16 protein-coding genes and 1 tRNA gene are annotated in these 18793 nt (G+C 65.6%); 11 read left to right on the top strand and 6 right to left on the bottom strand.

From position 1 onward, the window contains the following. Positions 1-89 precede the first annotated feature (89 nt). Entirely contained in the window at positions 90-437 is a 348-nt protein-coding gene (locus P6U28_RS13045) for a DUF6481 family protein (protein WP_122403315.1), read from the bottom strand. Between the two features lie 264 nt (positions 438-701). Here P6U28_RS13045 and P6U28_RS13050 point away from each other — a divergent pair, with 264 nt between their 5' ends. The 3 genes from P6U28_RS13050 to P6U28_RS13060 all read left to right on the top strand — a co-directional run bounded on the left by P6U28_RS13050 (position 702) and on the right by P6U28_RS13060 (position 2166). After that, on the top strand, positions 702-938 hold the full coding sequence (locus tag P6U28_RS13050; protein WP_122403314.1) for a hypothetical protein: 237 nt from the start codon (positions 702-704) through the stop codon (positions 936-938). A gap of 75 nt (positions 939-1013) precedes the next feature. After that, entirely contained in the window at positions 1014-1250 is a 237-nt protein-coding gene (locus P6U28_RS13055) for a hypothetical protein (protein ID WP_122403313.1), read from the top strand. Positions 1251-1422: 172 nt separating this feature from the next. Beyond that, entirely contained in the window at positions 1423-2166 is a 744-nt protein-coding gene (locus P6U28_RS13060) for a hypothetical protein (RefSeq protein ID WP_122403312.1), read from the top strand. Between the two features lie 298 nt (positions 2167-2464). Here P6U28_RS13060 and P6U28_RS13065 read toward each other — a convergent pair whose 3' ends face one another. Next, a complete protein-coding gene (locus P6U28_RS13065) occupies positions 2465-2626 on the bottom strand; it encodes a hypothetical protein (protein ID WP_164937081.1) in 162 nt (53 codons plus the stop codon). 216 nt (positions 2627-2842) lie between these two features. On the opposite strand from P6U28_RS13065, the gene P6U28_RS13070 reads away from it, so the two are divergent. Further along, positions 2843-2986, top strand: a complete 144-nt coding sequence (locus tag P6U28_RS13070) for a hypothetical protein (RefSeq protein WP_244607654.1) — start codon at positions 2843-2845, stop codon at positions 2984-2986. A gap of 314 nt (positions 2987-3300) precedes the next feature. Here P6U28_RS13070 and P6U28_RS13075 read toward each other — a convergent pair whose 3' ends face one another. Continuing rightward, complete coding sequence (locus P6U28_RS13075) at positions 3301-3528, bottom strand: DUF2171 domain-containing protein (protein ID WP_027574503.1); 228 nt, start codon at positions 3526-3528, stop codon at positions 3301-3303. A 112-nt stretch (positions 3529-3640) separates the two neighbouring features. Here P6U28_RS13075 and P6U28_RS13080 point away from each other — a divergent pair, with 112 nt between their 5' ends. Next, entirely contained in the window at positions 3641-4927 is a 1287-nt protein-coding gene (locus P6U28_RS13080) for a hypothetical protein (protein ID WP_122403310.1), read from the top strand. A gap of 33 nt (positions 4928-4960) precedes the next feature. Here the strand turns inward: P6U28_RS13080 and P6U28_RS13085 are convergent, their stop codons facing one another. Both P6U28_RS13085 and P6U28_RS13090 read right to left on the bottom strand, forming a co-directional pair. Further along, on the bottom strand, positions 4961-5179 hold the full coding sequence (locus P6U28_RS13085; protein WP_407122408.1) for a hypothetical protein: 219 nt from the start codon (positions 5177-5179) through the stop codon (positions 4961-4963). Between the two features lie 141 nt (positions 5180-5320). Beyond that, a tRNA-Arg gene (locus P6U28_RS13090) sits at positions 5321-5397 on the bottom strand. Positions 5398-5801: 404 nt separating this feature from the next. Between P6U28_RS13090 and P6U28_RS13095 the strand changes: the two genes are divergently transcribed. From P6U28_RS13095 to P6U28_RS13120, 6 genes are all read left to right on the top strand, one after another. Further along, positions 5802-11006: an alpha-2-macroglobulin family protein gene (locus P6U28_RS13095; RefSeq protein ID WP_407122409.1), complete on the top strand. Its 5205-nt coding sequence runs from the start codon at positions 5802-5804 to the stop codon at positions 11004-11006. Between the two features lie 111 nt (positions 11007-11117). Then, positions 11118-13229 carry a penicillin-binding protein 1C gene (gene pbpC, locus P6U28_RS13100; RefSeq protein WP_407123063.1) on the top strand — a complete coding sequence of 704 codons (2112 nt, stop codon included), beginning with the start codon at positions 11118-11120 and terminating at the stop codon, positions 13227-13229. Between the two features lie 50 nt (positions 13230-13279). Next, positions 13280-15022: a glycosyltransferase family 39 protein gene (locus P6U28_RS13105; RefSeq protein WP_129144846.1), complete on the top strand. Its 1743-nt coding sequence runs from the start codon at positions 13280-13282 to the stop codon at positions 15020-15022. Position 15023: 1 nt separating this feature from the next. Beyond that, positions 15024-15869 (top strand): phosphatase PAP2 family protein, encoded by an 846-nt coding sequence (locus P6U28_RS13110; protein WP_407122410.1) that lies wholly within the window; start codon positions 15024-15026, stop codon positions 15867-15869. 63 nt (positions 15870-15932) lie between these two features. Further along, positions 15933-16670: a glycosyltransferase family 2 protein gene (locus P6U28_RS13115; RefSeq protein WP_122403305.1), complete on the top strand. Its 738-nt coding sequence runs from the start codon at positions 15933-15935 to the stop codon at positions 16668-16670. Beyond that, on the top strand, positions 16667-17005 hold the full coding sequence (locus tag P6U28_RS13120) for a lipid-A-disaccharide synthase N-terminal domain-containing protein (RefSeq protein WP_122403304.1): 339 nt from the start codon (positions 16667-16669) through the stop codon (positions 17003-17005). The genes P6U28_RS13115 and P6U28_RS13120 overlap by 4 nt, the downstream gene beginning before the upstream one ends. A gap of 8 nt (positions 17006-17013) precedes the next feature. Here the strand turns inward: P6U28_RS13120 and P6U28_RS13125 are convergent, their stop codons facing one another. Beyond that, on the bottom strand, positions 17014-18705 hold the full coding sequence (locus tag P6U28_RS13125; RefSeq protein WP_122403303.1) for a Na/Pi cotransporter family protein: 1692 nt from the start codon (positions 18703-18705) through the stop codon (positions 17014-17016). Positions 18706-18793: the final 88 nt, after the last annotated feature.

Below are 18793 nucleotides of genomic sequence, written 5' to 3' on the forward strand. Positions count from 1 at the left end.
CCGCGCACTCGCGAATTCCGGCGGCGGCCTTTAAGACCGCCTCCGGAACGGTGCTTCAGTTCAAGTTCAATTGAACGTGACGAGTGAACTTACTTGCGCTTGGCCTTGCGGGCGGCATAGCGCGCATCGCGCTTGGCCTTTTGCTCGGCTTCGAGGGCAGCCTGTCTCTCGGCGGCTTCCTGGGCCTCGCGCGCGATCCGCGCGGCTTCGGCGGCCTTGGTCTCTTCCTCGAGACGCTTCTGCTCGGCCTTTGCCGCCTCGCGCGCGGCTTTCGCCTCGGCGCGTTTGGCCGCGAGGGCCTCGCGTTCAGCACGGCGTGCGACCACCGCCGGATCGTCAGGTCCCGGTTGCGATTTGAATTTGTTCAAAAGATTTTTGCGGGCTTCCTGTGCCGCCTTTTGCCGGTCTGCGAAGCCGGGTTCCCTGAATCCACTCATCGACGAGCCTTGTCTTCCTCGCTTTCGATCCTACATCGGTGCCTGTTGGTACGTCGGCTGGGCATAGCAGGCGCCACGCGACGCAGAAGCGTGTACATCGGCGCGCGTCGCGAAGCCACCCATAATCGCAGCCGATCAGGTCAACGAAAAATCGCCCCCCGACGATCTCTCGTAGCCCGGAAAAACTGCTGAATTGTGATGTCCCTCATAAGGGAGCACACGGGCGAGGCCTAGCGTCCGCCCGATACGAGACGGAGCACGGGCATGACGATCTCAAGACCAAGCCTGAAGGCGCTCGCAATTGGCTTCGCCCTGGCGAGCGTGGCCGGCGCCGCGCTGCTGCTCGCTCGTCCGCAGCCCATCGAGAGTGCGGTGCTGGGAGCGGATTGGGAATGCACCCGGACCGCATTCGTGCTCACGAGCTGCGCACCGCGGCTTCAGGAGGCAATTCCGGCGGTCGAAACCTCGCGCAAGGATGCGATCCGGCAGACCCGGGGCTGAATTGGACCGGCTGATCGGGTGTGACGCGACGCCGCAGCGGTGATAAAGCCGGCTCGCCAGCGCGACCAGACGGCCATGTCGAAGCCAGAGTCCAGATCCGAACCCGGCGAGCAGCCCAATTCTCCATCGAAGCGCCAGCCCGAGCGCCAGTCCGGCGGCGACCGCCGCGGCGCGATCGCCGGCTTGATCATTGCGATCGTGATCCTCGGGGTTGGCTGGTGGCTCGCCCGGAATCTTACCGCAGCCAGCAAGATGCAGGATTGCCTGATGTCCGGGCGAACCAACTGCAATGTGATCGAGCCGGCTCGCTAGGCGCCCGTCAGCGTGACCCGCAGGGCCGAAAAAATGCCCTGATCTTAATCATTTGTAACGGGACTTAGCCGATCAAGCAGGGCAGTTGTTTCGGCCGGCATCAGCCCGGCGCGCGGCGATTCGTCGATCGCGCCAGGGACCGCGGCCACGAGAGAGCAGGGGGCGAGCACGCATGAGTGCGTCCAAACGCATGAAGATCATCATTCCCGTGATTTCGGCCATGTCGTTGTTCGCGCTGTCGGCGCAGGCGCAAGAGGCGAGACCGCCGAAAGAGGCGGGCCCACCGCCGGCTGCACCGGGTGCTGGCGCGCCGCCGCAGACCAATCAGACTATGCGCAAGGGCCCTCCACCCCAGCAGGCGACTCGACCCGTGCAGCCGGGTAGTCAGCCCCATGCGGGTCCTGGCCCGCGCAATGCCGACGGCCCATCGCCGCGACGCCAGGCGCGCGGTCCTGCCCCGGTGCGGGACTGGGGTGGACACACCTATCGTGGCAATCTCGCCTGGGATGGTGGACGCTGGCGCCACGAAGTCCGCAACGGCCGCTCCGGCTGGTGGTGGGACGTTGGCGGCGTCTGGTATTATTATCCGGAGCGAATGGCTGGTCCGCCTGCCTACATCTCGGAGGACTATATCGACGACGTGCCGGTGGCCTATGCGCCGCCACCTCCGCCCCCGCCACCAGCTGATCCCGGCGCCAGCGCGCTTGGCGGCGCGATCGTCGGCGGCCTGCTGGGCGGTCTGATCTCGGGCAATGCAACAGGGGCTGCCGCAGGCGCGGTTCTCGGCGGCGCGACGGGCGCAATCGCCGGTGCCACCGCTGCATCCCAGCCCGGCTACTACTGGGCGCAGGGCACCTGCTATTACCGCTATCCGAACGGCCAATATGTGCAGGCCGATCCCCGCGCGTGTTACTGACTTTCCAGGCGGGATTGGAGTACGAAGGCGGGCCTAGGCCCGCCTCTTTTCTTTGCACACCGGCGATTGCTTCAGATTAGCGCTGGCGCTCGTTGCCGCCGCACGCAAGCCTGAAAGAAAAATATCGGGATGATTCGCGGAGGACGTGGGACATGCTGGATGCGATCCAGATCAGCATGGCGTTGTGGGCCATGATCGTTTGCGGCGGGATCAAACTCTCGCAGGCGTTGCCTTGTCTGTTCTAGCGCAGGATCCACCTTGCGCCGCTCGCTCGCGGAGACGCTTATCGCCTCGCGCGTCAGGACACGAGCCAGCTGAAGAACGCGATCGTGGCCCAGACCAGACCGCCGATCCAGGCGAGCATCACGATGGCGATGGTCACGAGATAGGCGATGCCGAGCAGATCGGACCTCTGTCGTTGCGTCGGGACGACGATCTCGGCTGCTGCTTTGCGCGTCATGACCTGACTCCACCATGGAGCGTTGAAGCTCTGCTTAGCGGAGATGTCCGGTGCAGGCTGTGATGCAGTTCACAGATACCTCGAACGATGCCTGTGCGACGCGGAGGTCACCCCGCAATCATACGGGCGAAATTGCCATGCGCTTGTCCAGATCGGCCATCTAAAATCGGTCGCATGTGTACCAGCTACGACCCCCGGCATGAAGCCGAAGCCGCAATGAAGCTGGCTGCGGCGTCTGAAGGTGCCGATCGGCAACGACTGATCCAGCTGGCCCTGGCATGGCATCAACTCGTCCGCGACCCGCCCGAGGAGCAAGCGGACCCGCCGGATGCCGCCGGGCGCACCCGCACCAGCGGGTAGGCCGCTCCCCACGAGAAAAACCCCGTGCTCGGGGGACAAGCACGGGGTTCTTCAAAGCCGACCGGGGCTGGCGAGTCGGCACCACTCAAGTCGGCTATCCAACGCTCTGATCGCGCGTTCGTTCCGTATCGATCCGCGGCGCTGAAATCCTGCGGGAGCTTCCCTTGCCCGTGCTCGTGAGTGCATGATCGATCCGGCTGAACCGGTCATTAACGAATGCTCGGCCCTCGATTTTGCGATCGCGATTCGTGCCTTGCGAACGAAGCCGAGTCGGACCGTGAACAAACAACAGCCCCCGAAGGGGGTCGGTGTTTTCAGGCGGCTTCCGTCTTCGGTACAGCGTCGGCATTCACCGACAGTTTGACGACGTCCCCCTCGACGGCACCGACATATTTGGTGTCGATGTAGTGATGATGGTCCTTGTGACCTTCCGGGCTGTCCTTGCGCGTCAGCTTGATGCGGTTGCCCTCGACGCGATCGACGGTGCCGACATGGGCGCCGTCCTTGCCGATGATCTTCATGTGCTCTCTGATGTCAGCCATGCTGTCCTCCTTGCATGGATTCAACAGCGAGGGTGCGTGTTCGTTGCAACGGGCGTGTTGGACCCAAGGCGCTTTCCGCACGTTGACGCTCGTCGGATCTGTCAAGAAGCGCATGGAGACCATTCGAGCCTATTTGGAACGAAAGCACGAGGAACTCAGGCTCTTGAACGACTGCCTGAGAAACCGGCTCGATTTAGCGCGTCCGTGTTCCGTCGACGACGTCGTCAGATCCAAGTTCCAGATCACTGCGGCGCTGAGGGCGGAGCACGAATTGCATGAGTGGAAGGCGACGGAGACAGCGTGGTCGCATACGGCCGATCTCGCCAGCGGGCCGTTCGAGTTCAGTTACGACTACCAGAGGGCCGATCTTACGGTACGCGGTCCTTCGTTCTACGAGTTCGAGGGCGGCCGCGCGAGCACGGCGATCTACACCGCCTCGGGCATGGCCGCGATCTCCGCCGTACTGCTCGCCTCCGCGCGGATCGTGGAGAAGGCCGATATCCTCGTGCTTCCGGGCGCCTACGGCGAGACGCTGGAGCTGATCCGGGCCTTCGTCCCTCATTTGCGGCTCGAGGCTTTGAAGCTGCCGCTCGGCGATGCGTTTGCACCAATAAGTTCGCCGCGTATACTTCTGTTGGATTCCTGCTCCTTCGCCGGCGCCTTCGACGCGGTGCTGCGCTGTGACGGATCTAGCCTCGATCTCCTGATTTTCGATACGACATGCTTCGCCGGCAGGTCAGGCCGCATCCGGCGTGTCCAGAGGTGGGCCCGCCGATACGGAATTCCGCTGGTGTTGGTGAGAAGCCACAACAAGCTCGATTCGCTCGGAGCGGAATATGGCCGGCTCGGCTCGGCCGTTTTCGTGCATTGGAATGCGCATCAGCCGCGGGCAGGGGGCGTTGAATGGAAACGTCTCGCGTCCGAAACCCGAAACGCGGTGCGGCTGCTCGGCGGCGCGGCGTTGCCGGCCCACTTCCCACCCTTCGCCGGCAGTGCGGCGTATTGGGCGCTCACGAAGCGGCGCGTTGCGGCAATCCTGCGCAACGGCCGCAGCACGGCTCGACATTTTGCTGCGAAGCTTCCGGCGCGCTCGGCCGAGCTTCACTTCACCCACGGTCTATACGTGACCCTCCATGGAAGGCGCGTGCTCGACGAGGCGGCAGCGCGGCAGGCTGCCGAGGACATGAGCAGCGCATTGCACCGGGAGGGCTTTCCCATCCGCCACGCCGGCAGCTTCGGCTTCGATTTCGCAGCGACCGAGTGGTTTCACGACGCGACCACGAATCAGTACAGCGTCCGGGTGGCCGTCCCGGATCTTCCGACGGAGCTTTGGAATGATCTGGCCGCGGCGATTGCCGTGTGGTGGCGGATGCATCGGGCGGCAGGTGATGAAGGTTGAATTTTGTTGGTAGCCGAAAGGAGGACGCATCAATCAGTCGACCGCCAGGCAATGCTCCAGGCGTGATTTCTCGTGGCCGCGGCGCGCCCAATCCTGAACGGCAAAGGCAAGGTGATGCTGCCCCATTGCGGTGCCAATGATCGAAGCCTCGGCCAACTTGACGGGCCTCGTGACCACATTGGTGTTCACCACGCCTGCGTCGATTGCCAAATACGACATCGCAACGATCGCGACCGCAGATGCGATCGCCATTCTCGTCAACTCGGATTGCTGCATTAAGAAACCTGTCGGGCGCATCTCGCCCGGCGCTTACATAGGGCTGATCGGCGCCGTTCAAAGGCCGGCGTATGGTTACCCACGCGTTCGTGAAGGGACTGTTGACGGTCAATGGACTGGCGATCCCGGCAGGACTCGAACCTGCAACCCGCGGAGTAGAAATCCGCTACTCTATCCAGTTGAGCTACGGGACCGTCTTGAGCCGGCCGGTTTGGGCGGCTGGCCGTTCATCTAGCATGCCAATATGAAAAATTGGGTCTTTCGCCAAGCCTGAACCGAACCGTTTTCCTCATTGCCGCGACAAAGCGGAACGGTGGGGTGTCAGGGTGCCGGGTTGAGCGGCAGTGGATTGGACGATGGATCACATCGCCGGGACCGCTGAATAGCTTCCGGGACACGGCCGCCGGTCGACTGGTCGGGTAGTGCTGCGCCATCAGGACGGCGTGCGCGGCGGTATCTTGATCGGTCTCCTCTGGGCTTGCCTTTTCATGGCGAATGCGACGATTTGCACCTTTGGTTCCATCGCCTTGAGTCCGTCACCTTTCCGCGCATTTCTTGCGACAAGCGGCGTTCGTCCGCGATTTCCGGGAGTCCATCCATGATCGGTCTTGTTCGCGCCGTCACAATCTGCGCCGCGCTGGCGCTCGGCCTTAACGCGGCGCAGGCCGCCGACAAGGCCTTCAAGCGCGACGATCTCGCCGATTCCGCAATCAAGCTCGAGGCGCAGATCAAGAGCGAGGCGGGGCCGGTCGCCAAGACCAACGCGACGCTGCGCACGGATGCTGACGCCGCCTTCAGGCGCAATGATTACCGCACCGGACTGTCGGTGCTCGGCCAGATTGTGGCCACGACCCCCGACGATGCCGGCAACTGGCTGCGGCTCGCCAAGGTGATCTTCCAGATCTGGCCGAAGAATTCGAGCGAGCAGACCTTCCTGCTGGAGCGCGCTTCGACCGCGGCCTACATCGCTTACATGCGCGCCGGCAATCCGGGCGAGGAGGCGGACGCGCTCGCCGTCCTCGGCAAGTCGCTGGCCGAACGCAAGCTGTGGCGGCCGGCGCTGGATTCGCTGCGGCTGTCGCTCGACCTGCGCGAGGTCGCCGATGTCCGCGGGCAGTACGAGAAGATGCGCGACGAGCACGGCTTCCGGCTGCTCGACTATACCGTGGACTCGGACTCGGCGAGCCCGCGTGCCTGCTTCCAGTTCTCTGAAGAGCTCGCCAAGCGCACCGACTTCGCGCCGTTCCTGGCGCTGGCGGGGCAGGACAAGCCGGCGCTGTCGGCCGAGGGCAAGCAGCTCTGCGTCGATGGGCTGAAGCACGGCGAACGCTACAACATCAACCTGCGCGCCGGCTTGCCCTCCACGGTGAAGGAGGGCCTGCCGAAATCGGCCGAGTTCAACATCTATGTGCGCGATCGCAAGCCCTTCGTGCGCTTCACCAGCCGCGCCTACGTGCTGCCCAGGACCGGCCAGCGCGGCATTCCCGTGGTCAGCGTCAACACGCCCGCGGTCAACATCAACGTCTTCCGCATCGGCGATCGCAACCTGATCAACACGGTGGTCGACAGCGATTTCCAGAAGACGCTGACCAAGTACCAGCTCAGCGATCTCGGCGACGAGCGCGGCGTCAAGGTCTGGTCGGGCGAGCTTTCGACCGCGATGACGCTGAACCAGGACGTCACCACCGCTTTCCCGGTCGACCAGGCGCTCGGCGAGCTCCAGCCCGGCGTCTACGTGATGACTGCCGCGGCCAAGAGCCCCGGTTCGGACGACGACTACCAGCTCGCGACGCAATGGTTCATCGTCTCCGACCTCGGGGTGTCAGCCTATTCCGGCAATGACGGCATCCATGTCTTCGTCAACTCGCTGGCTTCGACCGATCCGGTCGGCAAGGCCGAGGTGCGGCTGGTTGCCCGCAACAACGAGATCCTGGCGACGCGCAAGACCGACGATGCCGGCCACGTGCTGTTCGAGGCCGGCCTTGCGCGCGGCGAGGGCGGCCTGTCGCCGGCGATGCTCACGGTCACGGGCGAGAAGGCGGACTATGCCTTCCTGAGCCTGAAGACCTCCGCCTTTGATCTGTCCGACCGCGGCGTCTCGGGGCGCGCTGTTCCGGCGGGAGCCGACGCCTTCGTCTATGCCGAGCGCGGCGTCTACCGCTCCAGCGAAACCGTCTATCTGACCGCGCTGTTGCGCGATGGCCAGGGCAATGCCGTCACCGGCGGGCCGATGACGCTGGTGGTCGAGCGCCCCGACGGCGTCGAATTCCGCCGCGCCTCGCTGGCGGACCAGGGCGCCGGAGGCCGTACGCTGGCCGTGCCGCTCAATTCGGCCGTTCCGACCGGGACGTGGCGCGTGCGCGCCTTCACCGACCCAAAAGGCTCCTCGGTCGGCGAGACCACCTTCATGGTCGAGGACTACGTGCCCGATAGAATCGAATTCGACTTGTCCGCCAAGGACAAAGTGATCAAGGCCAACGCTCCAGTGGAGCTGAAGGCCGACGGTCATTTCCTCTATGGCGCGCCGGCCTCGGGCCTTGCGCTCGAAGGCGACATGCTGATCGCGCCTGCAAGCGAACGCCCGGGCTTTGCCGGCTACCAGTTCGGCGTCGCCGACGAGGAGACCACCTCGAATGAGCGCACGCCGCTGGAGAATCTCCCCGAGGCCGATGCCAACGGCGTTGCGACCTTCCCGGTCACGCTGGACAAGCAGCCGACCTCGACGCGGCCGCAGGAGGCGCAGATCTTCGTCCGCATGGTCGAGACCGGCGGCCGCGCCGTCGAGCGCAAGATCGTGCTGCCGGTCGCGCCAGCCGCGGCGCAGATCGGCATCAAGCCGCTGTTCGGAGACAAGAACGTCGCCGAGGGGGACAAGGCCGAGTTCGATGTCGTGTTCGTCTCGCCTGAGGGCAAGACGCTGCGCCGCGACGGCCTGCGCTACGAGCTCCTGAAGATGGAGTCGCGCTACCAATGGTATCGCCAGAACAATTACTGGGAGTACGAGCCCGTCAAATCGACCTCGCGCGTCGCCGACGGTGACGTCACGATCGCTGCCGACAAGCCGACGCGGATCTCGCTCACGCCGCAACCCGGCCGCTACCGGCTTGATGTGAAGTCGAACGACGCTGACGGCCCGGTGACCTCGGTGCAGTTCGATGTCGGCTGGTATTCCGACGGCAGCGCCGATACGCCGGACCTGCTGGAGACCTCGATCGACAAGCCGCAATACGCCTCCGGCGACACCATGACGGTGTCGGTCAATGTGCGCAGTGCCGGCAAGCTCACCATCAACGTGCTCGGCGACCGTCTGCTGACGACGCAAACCATCGACGTCAAAGAGGGCACCGCCCAGGTCAAGCTTCCGGTCGGCAAGGACTGGGGCACCGGAGCCTATGTGGTGGCGACGCTGCGCCGCCCGCTCGATGCCGCCGCCCAGCGCATGCCGGGCCGGGCGATCGGTCTGAAATGGTTCGGTATCGACAAGCAGACCCGCACGCTGCAGGTGAAGCTGACGCCGCCGGCGCTGATCCGGCCGAACTCCACGCTGAAGATCCCGGTCAAGTTCGAGGGCCTCAATCCGGGCGAGGACGCTAAAATCGTCATCGCCGCGGTCGATGTCGGCATTCTCAATCTCACCAATTACAAGCCGCCGGCACCGGATGATTACTATCTCGGCCAGCGCCGTCTGAGCGCCGAGATCCGCGATCTCTACGGGCAGCTCATCGACGGCATGTCGGGCACGCGCGGCCAGATCAAGTCCGGCGGCGATGCCGGTGCGGGAGAGCTCCAGGGCTCACCGCCCACGCAGAAGCCGCTCGCGCTCTATTCCGGCATCGTCACGGTCGCTGCCGACGGCACTGCGGAAGTGAGCTTCGACATTCCGGAGTTTGCCGGCACCGCGCGCGTGATGGCCGTGGCATGGACCGCGACCAAGCTCGGCCGCGCCAACACCGATGTCGTGATCCGCGATCCCGTGGTGCTGACGACGACGCTCCCGCGCTTCCTGCTCAACGGCGACCACGGCACGGTCAATCTGGAGATCGACAATGTCGAGGGTCAGGCCGGCGACTACGTCATCGACGTGAAGACCGGCGGCCCGGTGAAGATGACCGGCAATCCCGCCACCGCGGTCAGGCTCGCCGCCAAGCAGCGCAACTCCTTCGCGCTCGCGCTCGATGCGACCGCGGCGGGGCAGGCGACGCTCGACGTCGACATCAAGGGGCCGAATGGCCTGGCGCTGGCGCGGCACTACGCGTTCGACGTCAAGGCAGCGACGCAGGTGCTGGCGCGGCGTTCGATCCGCACGCTGGCGAAGGGCGAGAGCCTGACGCTGACCTCGGACATGTTCAGTGATCTCGTGCCGGGCACCGGCAGCGTCTCGGTCTCGGCGAGCCTGTCGACCGCGCTCGATGCGGCGACGATCCTGAAAGCGCTCGACCGCTATCCCTATGGCTGCTCGGAACAGATCACCAGCCGGGCCATGCCGCTGCTCTATGTCAACGAGCTCGCGGCCGGCGCGCATCTCGCCATGGACACCGAGGTCGACCAGCGCATCCGCGACGCCATCGAACGTCTGTTGGCGCGTCAGGGCTCGAACGGCTCGTTTGGACTGTGGTCCGCGGGCGGCGACGATGCCTGGCTCGACGCGTACGTGACGGACTTCCTCACCCGGGCCCGCGAAAAGGGCTTTGCGGTGCCTGATGTGCTGTTCAAGAACGCGCTCGATCGGATCCGCAACTCCGTCGTCAACGCCAACGAGCCGGAAAAGGACGGTGGGCGCGATCTCGCCTACGGCCTCTACGTGCTCGCGCGTAACGGCGCAGCGCCGATCGGCGATCTCCGCTATCTCGCCGACACCAAGCTCGCCAACCTCGCAACGCCGATTGCGAAGTCGCAGCTTGCGGCGGCGCTCGCTCTGGTCGGCGACCGCAACCGCGCCGAACGGGTCTATGGCGCCGCGCTCGACAGCCTCGCGCCAAAGCCCGTGCTCGAGTTCGGCCGCACCGACTACGGCTCGCAGCTTCGCGATGCCGCAGCTTTGGTCTCGCTCGCCAGCGAAGGCAACGCGCCGAGGACGACGCTGACCCAGGCAGTGTCGCGGGTCGAGACCGCGCGTGGACTCACGCCCTACACCTCTACGCAGGAGAATGCGTGGCTGGTGCTGGCGGCGCGGGCGCTGGCCAAGGAGAACCTGTCCATCGAGGTGGACGGCCAGCCGGTCAAAACTGCGCTCTATCGCAGCTATAAGGCGGACGCGCTGAGCGGCAAGCCGCTGAAGATCACCAACACCGGCGACGCACCGGTGCAGGCGGTGGTCTCGGTGTCGGGCTCTCCGGTCACTCCGGAGCCGGCGGCGTCCAACGGCTTCAAGATCGAGCGCAGCTACTTCACGCTCGACGGCAAGCCCGCCGACGTCAGCAAGGTCAAGCAGAACCAGCGCTTCGCGGTGGTGCTGAAGATCACCGAGGCCAAGCCCGAATACGGTCACATCATGGTGTCCGACTATCTGCCGGCGGGTCTGGAGATCGACAACCCGAAGCTGGTGTCCTCCGGCGACAGCGGCACGCTGGACTGGATCGAGGATGGCGAGGAGCCCGAAGACACCGAGTTCCGTGACGACCGCTTCACTGCGGCCGTGGACCGGGCCTCGGATTCCAAGTCGGTCTTCACCGTCGCCTACGTCGTGCGCGCGGTCTCGCCCGGCAAATACGTGCTGCCGCAAGCCTATGTCGAGGACATGTACAATCCCTCGCGCTATGGTCGCACCGGTACGGGCACCGTCGAGGTGCGGGCGGCGAAGTGAGCCGGGCTCGAATCTGAGTTGAAGTGAATGAGCGCAGCGGAGCCACATCATCAGTCGTCATGCCCGGGCTTGACCCGGGCATCCGCGGCCGCACAGGCGGTGGATGACGGCGTGGATGGCCGGGTCAAGCCCGGCCATGACGAGCGGAGAGGGCAACTCGCCTTTCGCCTCGTCTCCGCCGCCGCTCTCACCCTCATCCTCGCCATCACCGGCTTCGTCGCCTGGGTCTACTCCCTCGGTCCTCTCCCGCTCGAGGAAGCACGCCAGGTCTCCACCACCATCGTCGACCGCAACGGCAAGCTGCTGCGCGCCTATGCCATGGTGGACGGGCGCTGGCGGTTGCCGGTCGATGCCAGGACCAACGTCGATCCGACTTATCTCAAGCTGCTGTTCGCCTATGAGGACCAGCGCTTCTATGCTCATGACGGCATCGATTCGTTGGCGCTGGGGCGCGCGGCGTTGCAGCTCGGGACGCGCGGCCACATCGTCTCGGGCGGCTCGACCATCACCATGCAGCTCGCGCGGCTGATGGAGCCGAGGCGGCAACGTTCGCTCTACGCAAAACTGAGGCAGATGGTGCGTGCGATCGAAATCGAGCGCAGCATGAGCAAGGAGCAGATCCTCGATCTCTATCTGGCGCTCGCACCCTATGGCGGCAATCTCGAAGGCATCCGCGCGGCGTCCATCGCCTATCTCGGCAAAGAGCCGAAGCGCCTGTCGCTGGCGGAAGCCGCGATGCTGGTCGCACTGCCGCAATCGCCGGAGACGCGCCGGCTCGACCGCTACCCTGATGCGGCGCGCAAGGCGCGCGATCGCGTGCTCGACCGCATGGTCGAGGAGCACGTGATCAGTGCCGACGACGCCAAGCAGGCCAAGGCGGTGCCCGTGCCGAAACTGCGCAAGCCGATGCCGATCCTGGCGCCGCACGCCTCCGACACCGCGCTTTCGACAGTCAAGGACAAGCCGGTCATCAAGCTGACGCTCGATGCGAACTTGCAGAAGGTACTGGAGCCGCTGGCGCGCGACCGCGCCGTTGCGCTTGGGCCGAACATCTCGGTCGGCATCATCGTGGTGGACAATGAGAGCGGCGACGTGCTCGCCCGCGTCGGCTCGGCCGATTATTTCGACGAGAGCCGGGCAGGGCAGGTCGACATGACCCGCGCCATCCGCTCGCCGGGCTCGACGCTGAAACCCTTCATCTATGGGCTCGCCTTCGAGGATGGCTTCGTCCATCCGGAGAGCCTGATCGACGATCGGCCGGTCCGCTTCGGCTCCTACGCGCCGGAAAATTTCGACATGACGTTCCAGGGCACGGTGCCGGTGAGGAAGGCGCTGCAATTGTCGCTGAACGTGCCCGCCATCGTGCTGCTCGACCGCGTCGGCTCGAGCCGGCTGGCCTCGCGGCTGCGCCAGGCCGGCGGCAATCTGGTTCTGCCCAAGGACGAGACGCCAGGGCTCGCCATGGGTCTCGGCGGCGTTGGCGTCACGCTCCAGGACCTCGCCCAGCTCTATGTGGGCTTTGCCCGTCTCGGCACCACCAAGCCACTGCGGGAGATCATGGCCGACAAGGATGACCGTGAGCCGCTCCGGCTGCTGGATCAGGTCGCGGCCTGGCAGGTCGGCAACGTGCTGCTGGGAACGCCACCGCCGGAGAACGCCGCCCACAACCGGATCGCGTTCAAGACCGGGACCTCTTACGGCGATCGCGACGCCTGGTCGGTCGGCTTCGACGGCCGTATGACCATCGGCGTCTGGGTCGGGCGTCCGGACGGCGCGCCGGTTCCCGGGCTGATCGGACGTGTCGCCGCCGCACCCATCCTGTTCGACGCCTTTGCCCGCAGCGGCAAGACGCTCGCGCCGTTGCCGAAAGCTCCCCGGGGAACCCTGGTGGCCGGCAACGCCAAGCTGCCGCTGCCCCTGAAGCGGTTCCGCCCGATCGGGGAACTGGTGCGCAACGGAGGCGAGCAGGCGCTGCACATTCAGTTTCCGCTCAACGGCTCGCGGATCGACGTCGATCGATCGGGGGGCCGGGAAAGCGCAGCCATGCCGGTCAAAGTCGCCGGCGGCGTGCTGCCCATGACCGTCATGGTTAACGGCACCGCGCTTGGCGAGATCGACGGCCGCCGTCAGCGGCTGATCGATCCGCCCGGTCCGGGCTTTGCCCGGCTCACCGTGATCGACGCCACGGGCGCCGCGGACACAGTCGTCATTCGAATTCAATGACCCTGCCTTAAGCGGTTGTGGCGATGGCGGTTTCAGCGTAAGCGGAACCAATGGCCGAGACCTACCCAAGCCCCCGTTTTGGAGCCCCGCGCGAGTCGAAATCGCCCGCAAATCCGGGCAGCGGGCTCGTGCGCATGCTCGACATCGTCACGGCCAGCCATGCGCGCGCGGTCGGCTTCCTGGTGCTCTGCGCGCTGCTGCTGTTCCTGCCCGGCTTCTTCACCATCCCGCCGATCGATCGCGACGAAGCGCGCTTCGCCCAGGCCACCAAGCAGATGGTCGAGAGCGGCGACTATGTCGATATCCGCTTCCAGGAGGACGTCCGCTACAAGAAGCCGGTCGGCATCTACTGGTTGCAATCGGCGACCGTCGAAGCCGCGTCGATGCTCAAGCTGCCGAAGGCCGAATTGCGCATCTGGGTCTACCGGCTGCCCTCCCTGATGGGTGCGATCGGCGCCGTTCTCATGACCTATTGGGCCGCCCTCGGCTTCGTCACGCGACGCGCCGCGGTGCTGGCGGCGCTGATGATGTGCGCGTCCGTGCTGCTCGGCGTCGAAGCTCGCCTCGCCAAGACCGATGCCATGCTGCTGTTCTGCGTCGTCGCCGCGATGGGCGCGATGGCGCGGGCCTATTTGTCCTGGCAGCGCGCCGAGGACGAGACGCATCCGCCCTGGAGCTGGCCCGCGATCTTCTGGAGCGCGCTCGCGGTCGGCATCCTGATAAAAGGTCCGCTGATCCTGATGTTCGCGGGCCTCACCATCGTCGCGCTTGCGATCCAGGACCGCGACGCCTCCTGGCTGTGGAAGCTGCGCCCGCTCTGGGGCCTGATGTGGATGCTGGTGCTGGTGCTGCCCTGGTTCGTCGCGATCTTCTGGCGCGCGGGCGATGCCTTCTTCGCCGATTCCGTCGGTGGCGACATGCTGAGCAAGTTAGGGGCCCAGGAATCCCACGGTGCGCCGCCGGGACTCTATCTGGCGCTGTTCTGGATCACGTTCTGGCCGGGCGCACCGCTTGCCGCGATGGCGGCGCCGGCGGTGTGGCGGGCGCGGCGTGAGCCCGGCGCGCAGTTTCTGCTGGCCTGGCTGATCCCGTCCTGGATCGTATTCGAGGCGGTGTTGACCAAGCTACCGCATTACGTGCTGCCGCTGTATCCGGCGATCGCGATCCTTACCGCAGGCGCATTGGAGCGGCGCGTGCTGTCACGCTCCTGGCTGACGCGCGGTTCGGCGTGGTGGTTCGCGATCCCCGCCGCCGCCTCGATCATCGCGGTCGTGGGCGCGGTGATGCTGACGCGGCAGCCGGCCTTCGTGGCCTGGCCGTTCATCGCGGCCGCGCTGATTTTCGGCCTGTTCGCCTGGTGGCTCTACGACAACAATCGCGCCGAGCGCTCGCTGCTCAACGCGCTGGTCGCAGCCCTGATGCTGGCGGTGACGGTCTACGGCATCGTGCTGCCGTCACTGACGCCGCTGTTTCCGAGCATCGAGATCGCGCGCGCGCTTCGCAATGTCACCTGCGTCGGACCGAAGGCGGCTGCGGCTGGTTATCACGAGCCGAGCCTTGTCTTTCTGGTGGGCACTCAGACCTTGCTCACGGATGGCTCTGGTGCGGCGGACTTCCTGCGGCAGGGGAACTGCCGCTTCGCGCTGATCGAGCAGCGCTCGGAGCGCAGCTTCGTGCAGCGCGCCGAGGCGATCGGGCTGCGCTACAAGGTCGGCGCGCGCATCGACGGCTATAATTTCTCGCAAGGGCGCGCGATCTCGATTTCGATCTTCCGGTCGGAAGGCACCCAATAGGATGAGCGTCCCGACCGACACTGCGCCGCGTGGCGGCTATCCCGCGCAGTTGCTCGCCGTGTCCTGGCGCGCCCTGGCGCAGCTCGTCCGCTCGCCATCGCATTCGCGCCGGGCCGAGGCCGCCCGAAGACTGGCACGGCACTCGCTCTGGCTCAGCGCAGCGGGCGCAGCGCTGGTCATCGTGCTGATGGTCGGGTTTGATCAGACCGAGATCCTGCTGATGCCGCCGCGCGGCACACCCAGCCTGTGGCCGATCCGCATCCTCACCGATTTCGGCAAGGACGAGTATGTGCTCTCCGTGCTGGGGGCTGCGCTGGTGGCGCTGGCTTTTGTCGCGGCCGGAATGCACGGAAGCCGCCGCGCGCTGCTGCTCGGCTTCGGCACGCGGTTGCAATTCATGTTTCTGTCGGTTGCCGTGTCGGCGTTCGTCGCTGAGATCCTGAAATATCTCATCGGCCGCGGACGTCCATTTGTCGGCGGCCAGGCCAATCCATTCAACTTCATACCGTTCGAGGGGACGGGCGCCTACGCCAGCTTGCCGTCAGGCCATGCCGTGGCAGCCTTCGCCCTGGCGTTTGCCGTGTCGGCATTGTGGCCGCGCCTGCGCCTGTTCATGTTCACTTACGCAATCGTGATCCTGCTGACGCGCCTGGTGCTGCTCGCGCATCACCCGAGCGACGTCGTGGCTGGCGCCCTGGTCGGCATGGTCGGGGCCATGGCCGTCCGTTACTGGTTTGCGGCCCGAAGGCTCGGCTTTGCCATCCGCGCCGACGGCACCATCGTGCCGCTTTCACGGACGGTTTCGGACCGCCTCAAAAGGGTTGCCCGCGGGGCATCCGCCCCATAAAAGCGGCTGCCTGCCGGGACGCCGGTTCCCTGGGGCAGGTCAATTCCAACCACGAGCCTCGATTTGTCGACGTCCCAGCCTTCGGTTTCAATCGTCGTTCCCGTGCGCAACGAAGCCGACAACATCGCGCCCTTGATCGAGGAGATCACGGCGGCGCTCGATGGCCGCTGGGCCTATGAGATCATCTACGTCAACGACGGCTCAACCGACGCGACTGGTGAGCGGCTTGCCGCCATCATGAAGCAGCGGAGCAATCTGCGTCAGCTCCGCCATGCGAGGTCAGGCGGCCAATCCGCAGCCGTGCGCAGCGGCGTACGCGCGGCGCGCGGGGAAATCGTGGCGACGCTCGACGGCGACGGCCAGAACAATCCGGCCTTCCTGCCGGACCTGATCGCGGCGGTCGAGAAGGGGGCAGGACGCGTCGGTCTCGCTGCCGGCCAACGCGTCGGGCGCAAGGACACCGGCTTCAAGAAATTCCAGTCGCGCGTGGCGAACGGCGTTCGCAATGGCATCCTGAAGGACGGCACGCGCGACACCGGCTGCGGACTGAAGGCGTTCCGGCGCGACGTCTTCCTGATGCTGCCGTATTTCGACGGGCTGCATCGCTTCCTGCCGGCGCTGGTCCGCCGCGAAGGCTACGACATTGCCTATGTCGACGTGATCGACCGGCCGCGGCATTCGGGTGTATCGAACTACGGCTTCTTCGACCGGCTGTGGATCGGCATCATGGATCTCGCCGGCGTGTGGTGGCTGATCCGCCGCAAGAAGCCGACGCCTGAGGTGACCGAGGTGAATGCATGATCATCCAATACGGTCAGGCGCTGAGCAATTATCTCTACGACGTCTTCATCGCCAAGTTCGACTTCTGGCTGGCGTTCGGCCTGGTTGCCCAGCTGTTCTTTACCGCGCGCTTCCTCGTGCAATGGATCGCGAGCGAGCGCGCCGGCAACAGCGTGGTGCCGATGGCATTCTGGTTCTGCTCGATGGGCGGCGGGCTGATGACGCTGGTCTATGGCGTCGTGAAGCGCGAGCCCGTGATCATCCTCGGACAGGCGCTCGCGACCATCATCTATGTCCGCAACATCATGCTGATCGTCAAGAACCGCGGCACCGCCTCGAAGACACTGGACCGCTGATCAAAGGGTTATCGCGGCAACACCGAGGCCGCGCCTGAGGCGGACAGGGCGGCCGTTTCCGCCTCGGTTCTACGATAGGGCTCCCCGGCTGCATCCAGCACGGGATAGGCGACCGAGCAGATATGCGAGTGGATGCGGCGCAGGTCGCGCAGCACGTCGAGATGCAGCGATGTGGTTTCGATGGTTTCGGGGCGGCCCTCGCGCAGGCGGTCGAGATGGCGCTCGACCGCGGCAAGCTCGGTGTTGCGCAGCGCCGTCTTCTCCACCAGCAGCTTGCGCGCCTCGTTGGCGTCGCCCGACATGAAGACGCCAAAGGCGATGCGCAGCGAGTCCATCGTGCGCTTGTGGAACGCGGCGAGTTCCTCGGCCCCTTCCGCCGAGAACTGGAAGCGCCGCTTGATCTTCTTGGTGGCGAGCTCGCTCAGGCTCTTGTCGATGATGTCGCCGATATGTTCGAGGTTGATGGCGAAGGAGATGATCTCCATCGCACGCCGTCCTTCGCTCTCGTCGAGGCTGCCGCGCATCAATTTCGTCACGTAGAGCTTGATGGCCTCGTCGAGACCGTCGACGAGATTGTCCGTCTTCGAAACCTGGTCGACCAGCGCGCGGTCGCCGGTCATCATCGCGGCCATCACCTTGCGCAGCATGACCTCGACGAGGTCGCCCATGCGCAAGGTCTCGCGGGCGGCGTCGGCGAGCGCAAGTGACGGCGTCTCCAGCGCGGTCTCGTCGAGATAGCGCGGCCGGGCCGGATCGGCCTCCTTGACGCGATCGGGCAGCAGCCGGTTCAGCAGGCGCGACATGGGGTCGAGGAGGCCGATGAAGAGCACGGCCGTGCCGACATTGAAGGCGATGTGGAAAGCCGCCGTCATCTTGGCGAGATCGGGCTGCCAGGCGTGCATGTGCGCAGCGATCGCGCCCAGGAAGGGCAGGACGAGCGCAATCCCGACCACGCGGTTGATGAGGTTGCCGACCGGCAGGCGATAGCTTGCGGGGTCGTCGCGCCTGGCGCCCTCGAACACGGGATTGATGGCGCTGCCGAGATTGGCCCCGAGCACCAGTGCGAGGGCCGCATAGGGCGAAATGAACTGCGAATAGGCCAGCGACATGATCAGCAGCACGCTGGCAACGCTCGAATGCACCGCCCAGGTGACGAGGGCGGCGATCACGATGCACAAGACCGGGTCGCCGGTGATGGCCGACATCACGACGCGGACGCCGGGCGCGTTCTCCGCCGGCGCCAGCGTGTCGAGCAGGATGTGCAGCGAGAGCAGCATCAGGCCGAGGCCGATGCAGACACGCCCGACGTCCTTGATCCGGGATCGCGGCCCGGCGCGGAAGGCGACGAGCCCCAGCACGAACAGCACTGGCGCAACGGCGGCGATGTTGAACGACAGCACCTGGACGATCAGCGTCGTGCCGACATTGGCCCCGAGCATGATGGCGAGCGCGGCGGCGAGACTGACGAGCCCCTCGGCCGCGAACGAAGACGTGATCAGCGCCGTTGCCGTGCTGCTCTGGAGCAGCGCGGTGAGCCCGAGGCCGGCGGCGAAGGCGCTGGCGCGGTTGCTGAGCGCCTTGCCGAGCAGGCGCCGCAGGTCGGGGCCGAAGGCGCGCAAGATCCCGCTGTGGACCATGTGCAGGCCCCACAACAACAGCGCAACGCCGCCCATGAGATCGAGCAGAACCAACGTTCCCATGCTCCGAGTCCGGATTGGAGTCGATTGGTGAGGCTAGCGCCAAATACTTGAGGATCAAACCATTTGTTGGCGCATTGGAGTTAACGTT

Origin of the sequence: Bradyrhizobium sp. STM 3561 (assembly GCF_045571455.1) — a bacterium.
GTDB classification, from domain to species: Bacteria; Pseudomonadota; Alphaproteobacteria; order Rhizobiales; family Xanthobacteraceae; genus Bradyrhizobium; species Bradyrhizobium vignae.

What these genes read in the sequence shown, in the direction of transcription:
- P6U28_RS13120 (WP_122403304.1), top strand. Translation starts at nt 16,667, where the DNA reads ATGATCATCCAATACGGTCAGGCGCTGAGCAATTATCTCTACGACGTC.
- P6U28_RS13055 (WP_122403313.1), top strand. Translation starts at nt 1,014, where the DNA reads ATGTCGAAGCCAGAGTCCAGATCCGAACCCGGCGAGCAGCCCAATTCT.
- P6U28_RS13105 (WP_129144846.1), top strand. Translation starts at nt 13,280, where the DNA reads ATGGCCGAGACCTACCCAAGCCCCCGTTTTGGAGCCCCGCGCGAGTCG.
- P6U28_RS13085 (WP_407122408.1), bottom strand. Translation starts at nt 5,179, where the DNA reads ATGGCGATCGCATCTGCGGTCGCGATCGTTGCGATGTCGTATTTGGCA.
- P6U28_RS13060 (WP_122403312.1), top strand. Translation starts at nt 1,423, where the DNA reads ATGAGTGCGTCCAAACGCATGAAGATCATCATTCCCGTGATTTCGGCC.
- P6U28_RS13080 (WP_122403310.1), top strand. Translation starts at nt 3,641, where the DNA reads ATGGAGACCATTCGAGCCTATTTGGAACGAAAGCACGAGGAACTCAGG.
- P6U28_RS13065 (WP_164937081.1), bottom strand. Translation starts at nt 2,626, where the DNA reads ATGACGCGCAAAGCAGCAGCCGAGATCGTCGTCCCGACGCAACGACAG.
- P6U28_RS13070 (WP_244607654.1), top strand. Translation starts at nt 2,843, where the DNA reads ATGAAGCTGGCTGCGGCGTCTGAAGGTGCCGATCGGCAACGACTGATC.
- P6U28_RS13045 (WP_122403315.1), bottom strand. Translation starts at nt 437, where the DNA reads ATGAGTGGATTCAGGGAACCCGGCTTCGCAGACCGGCAAAAGGCGGCA.
- P6U28_RS13110 (WP_407122410.1), top strand. Translation starts at nt 15,024, where the DNA reads ATGAGCGTCCCGACCGACACTGCGCCGCGTGGCGGCTATCCCGCGCAG.
- P6U28_RS13075 (WP_027574503.1), bottom strand. Translation starts at nt 3,528, where the DNA reads ATGGCTGACATCAGAGAGCACATGAAGATCATCGGCAAGGACGGCGCC.
- P6U28_RS13095 (WP_407122409.1), top strand. Translation starts at nt 5,802, where the DNA reads ATGATCGGTCTTGTTCGCGCCGTCACAATCTGCGCCGCGCTGGCGCTC.
- P6U28_RS13050 (WP_122403314.1), top strand. Translation starts at nt 702, where the DNA reads ATGACGATCTCAAGACCAAGCCTGAAGGCGCTCGCAATTGGCTTCGCC.
- P6U28_RS13125 (WP_122403303.1), bottom strand. Translation starts at nt 18,705, where the DNA reads ATGGGAACGTTGGTTCTGCTCGATCTCATGGGCGGCGTTGCGCTGTTG.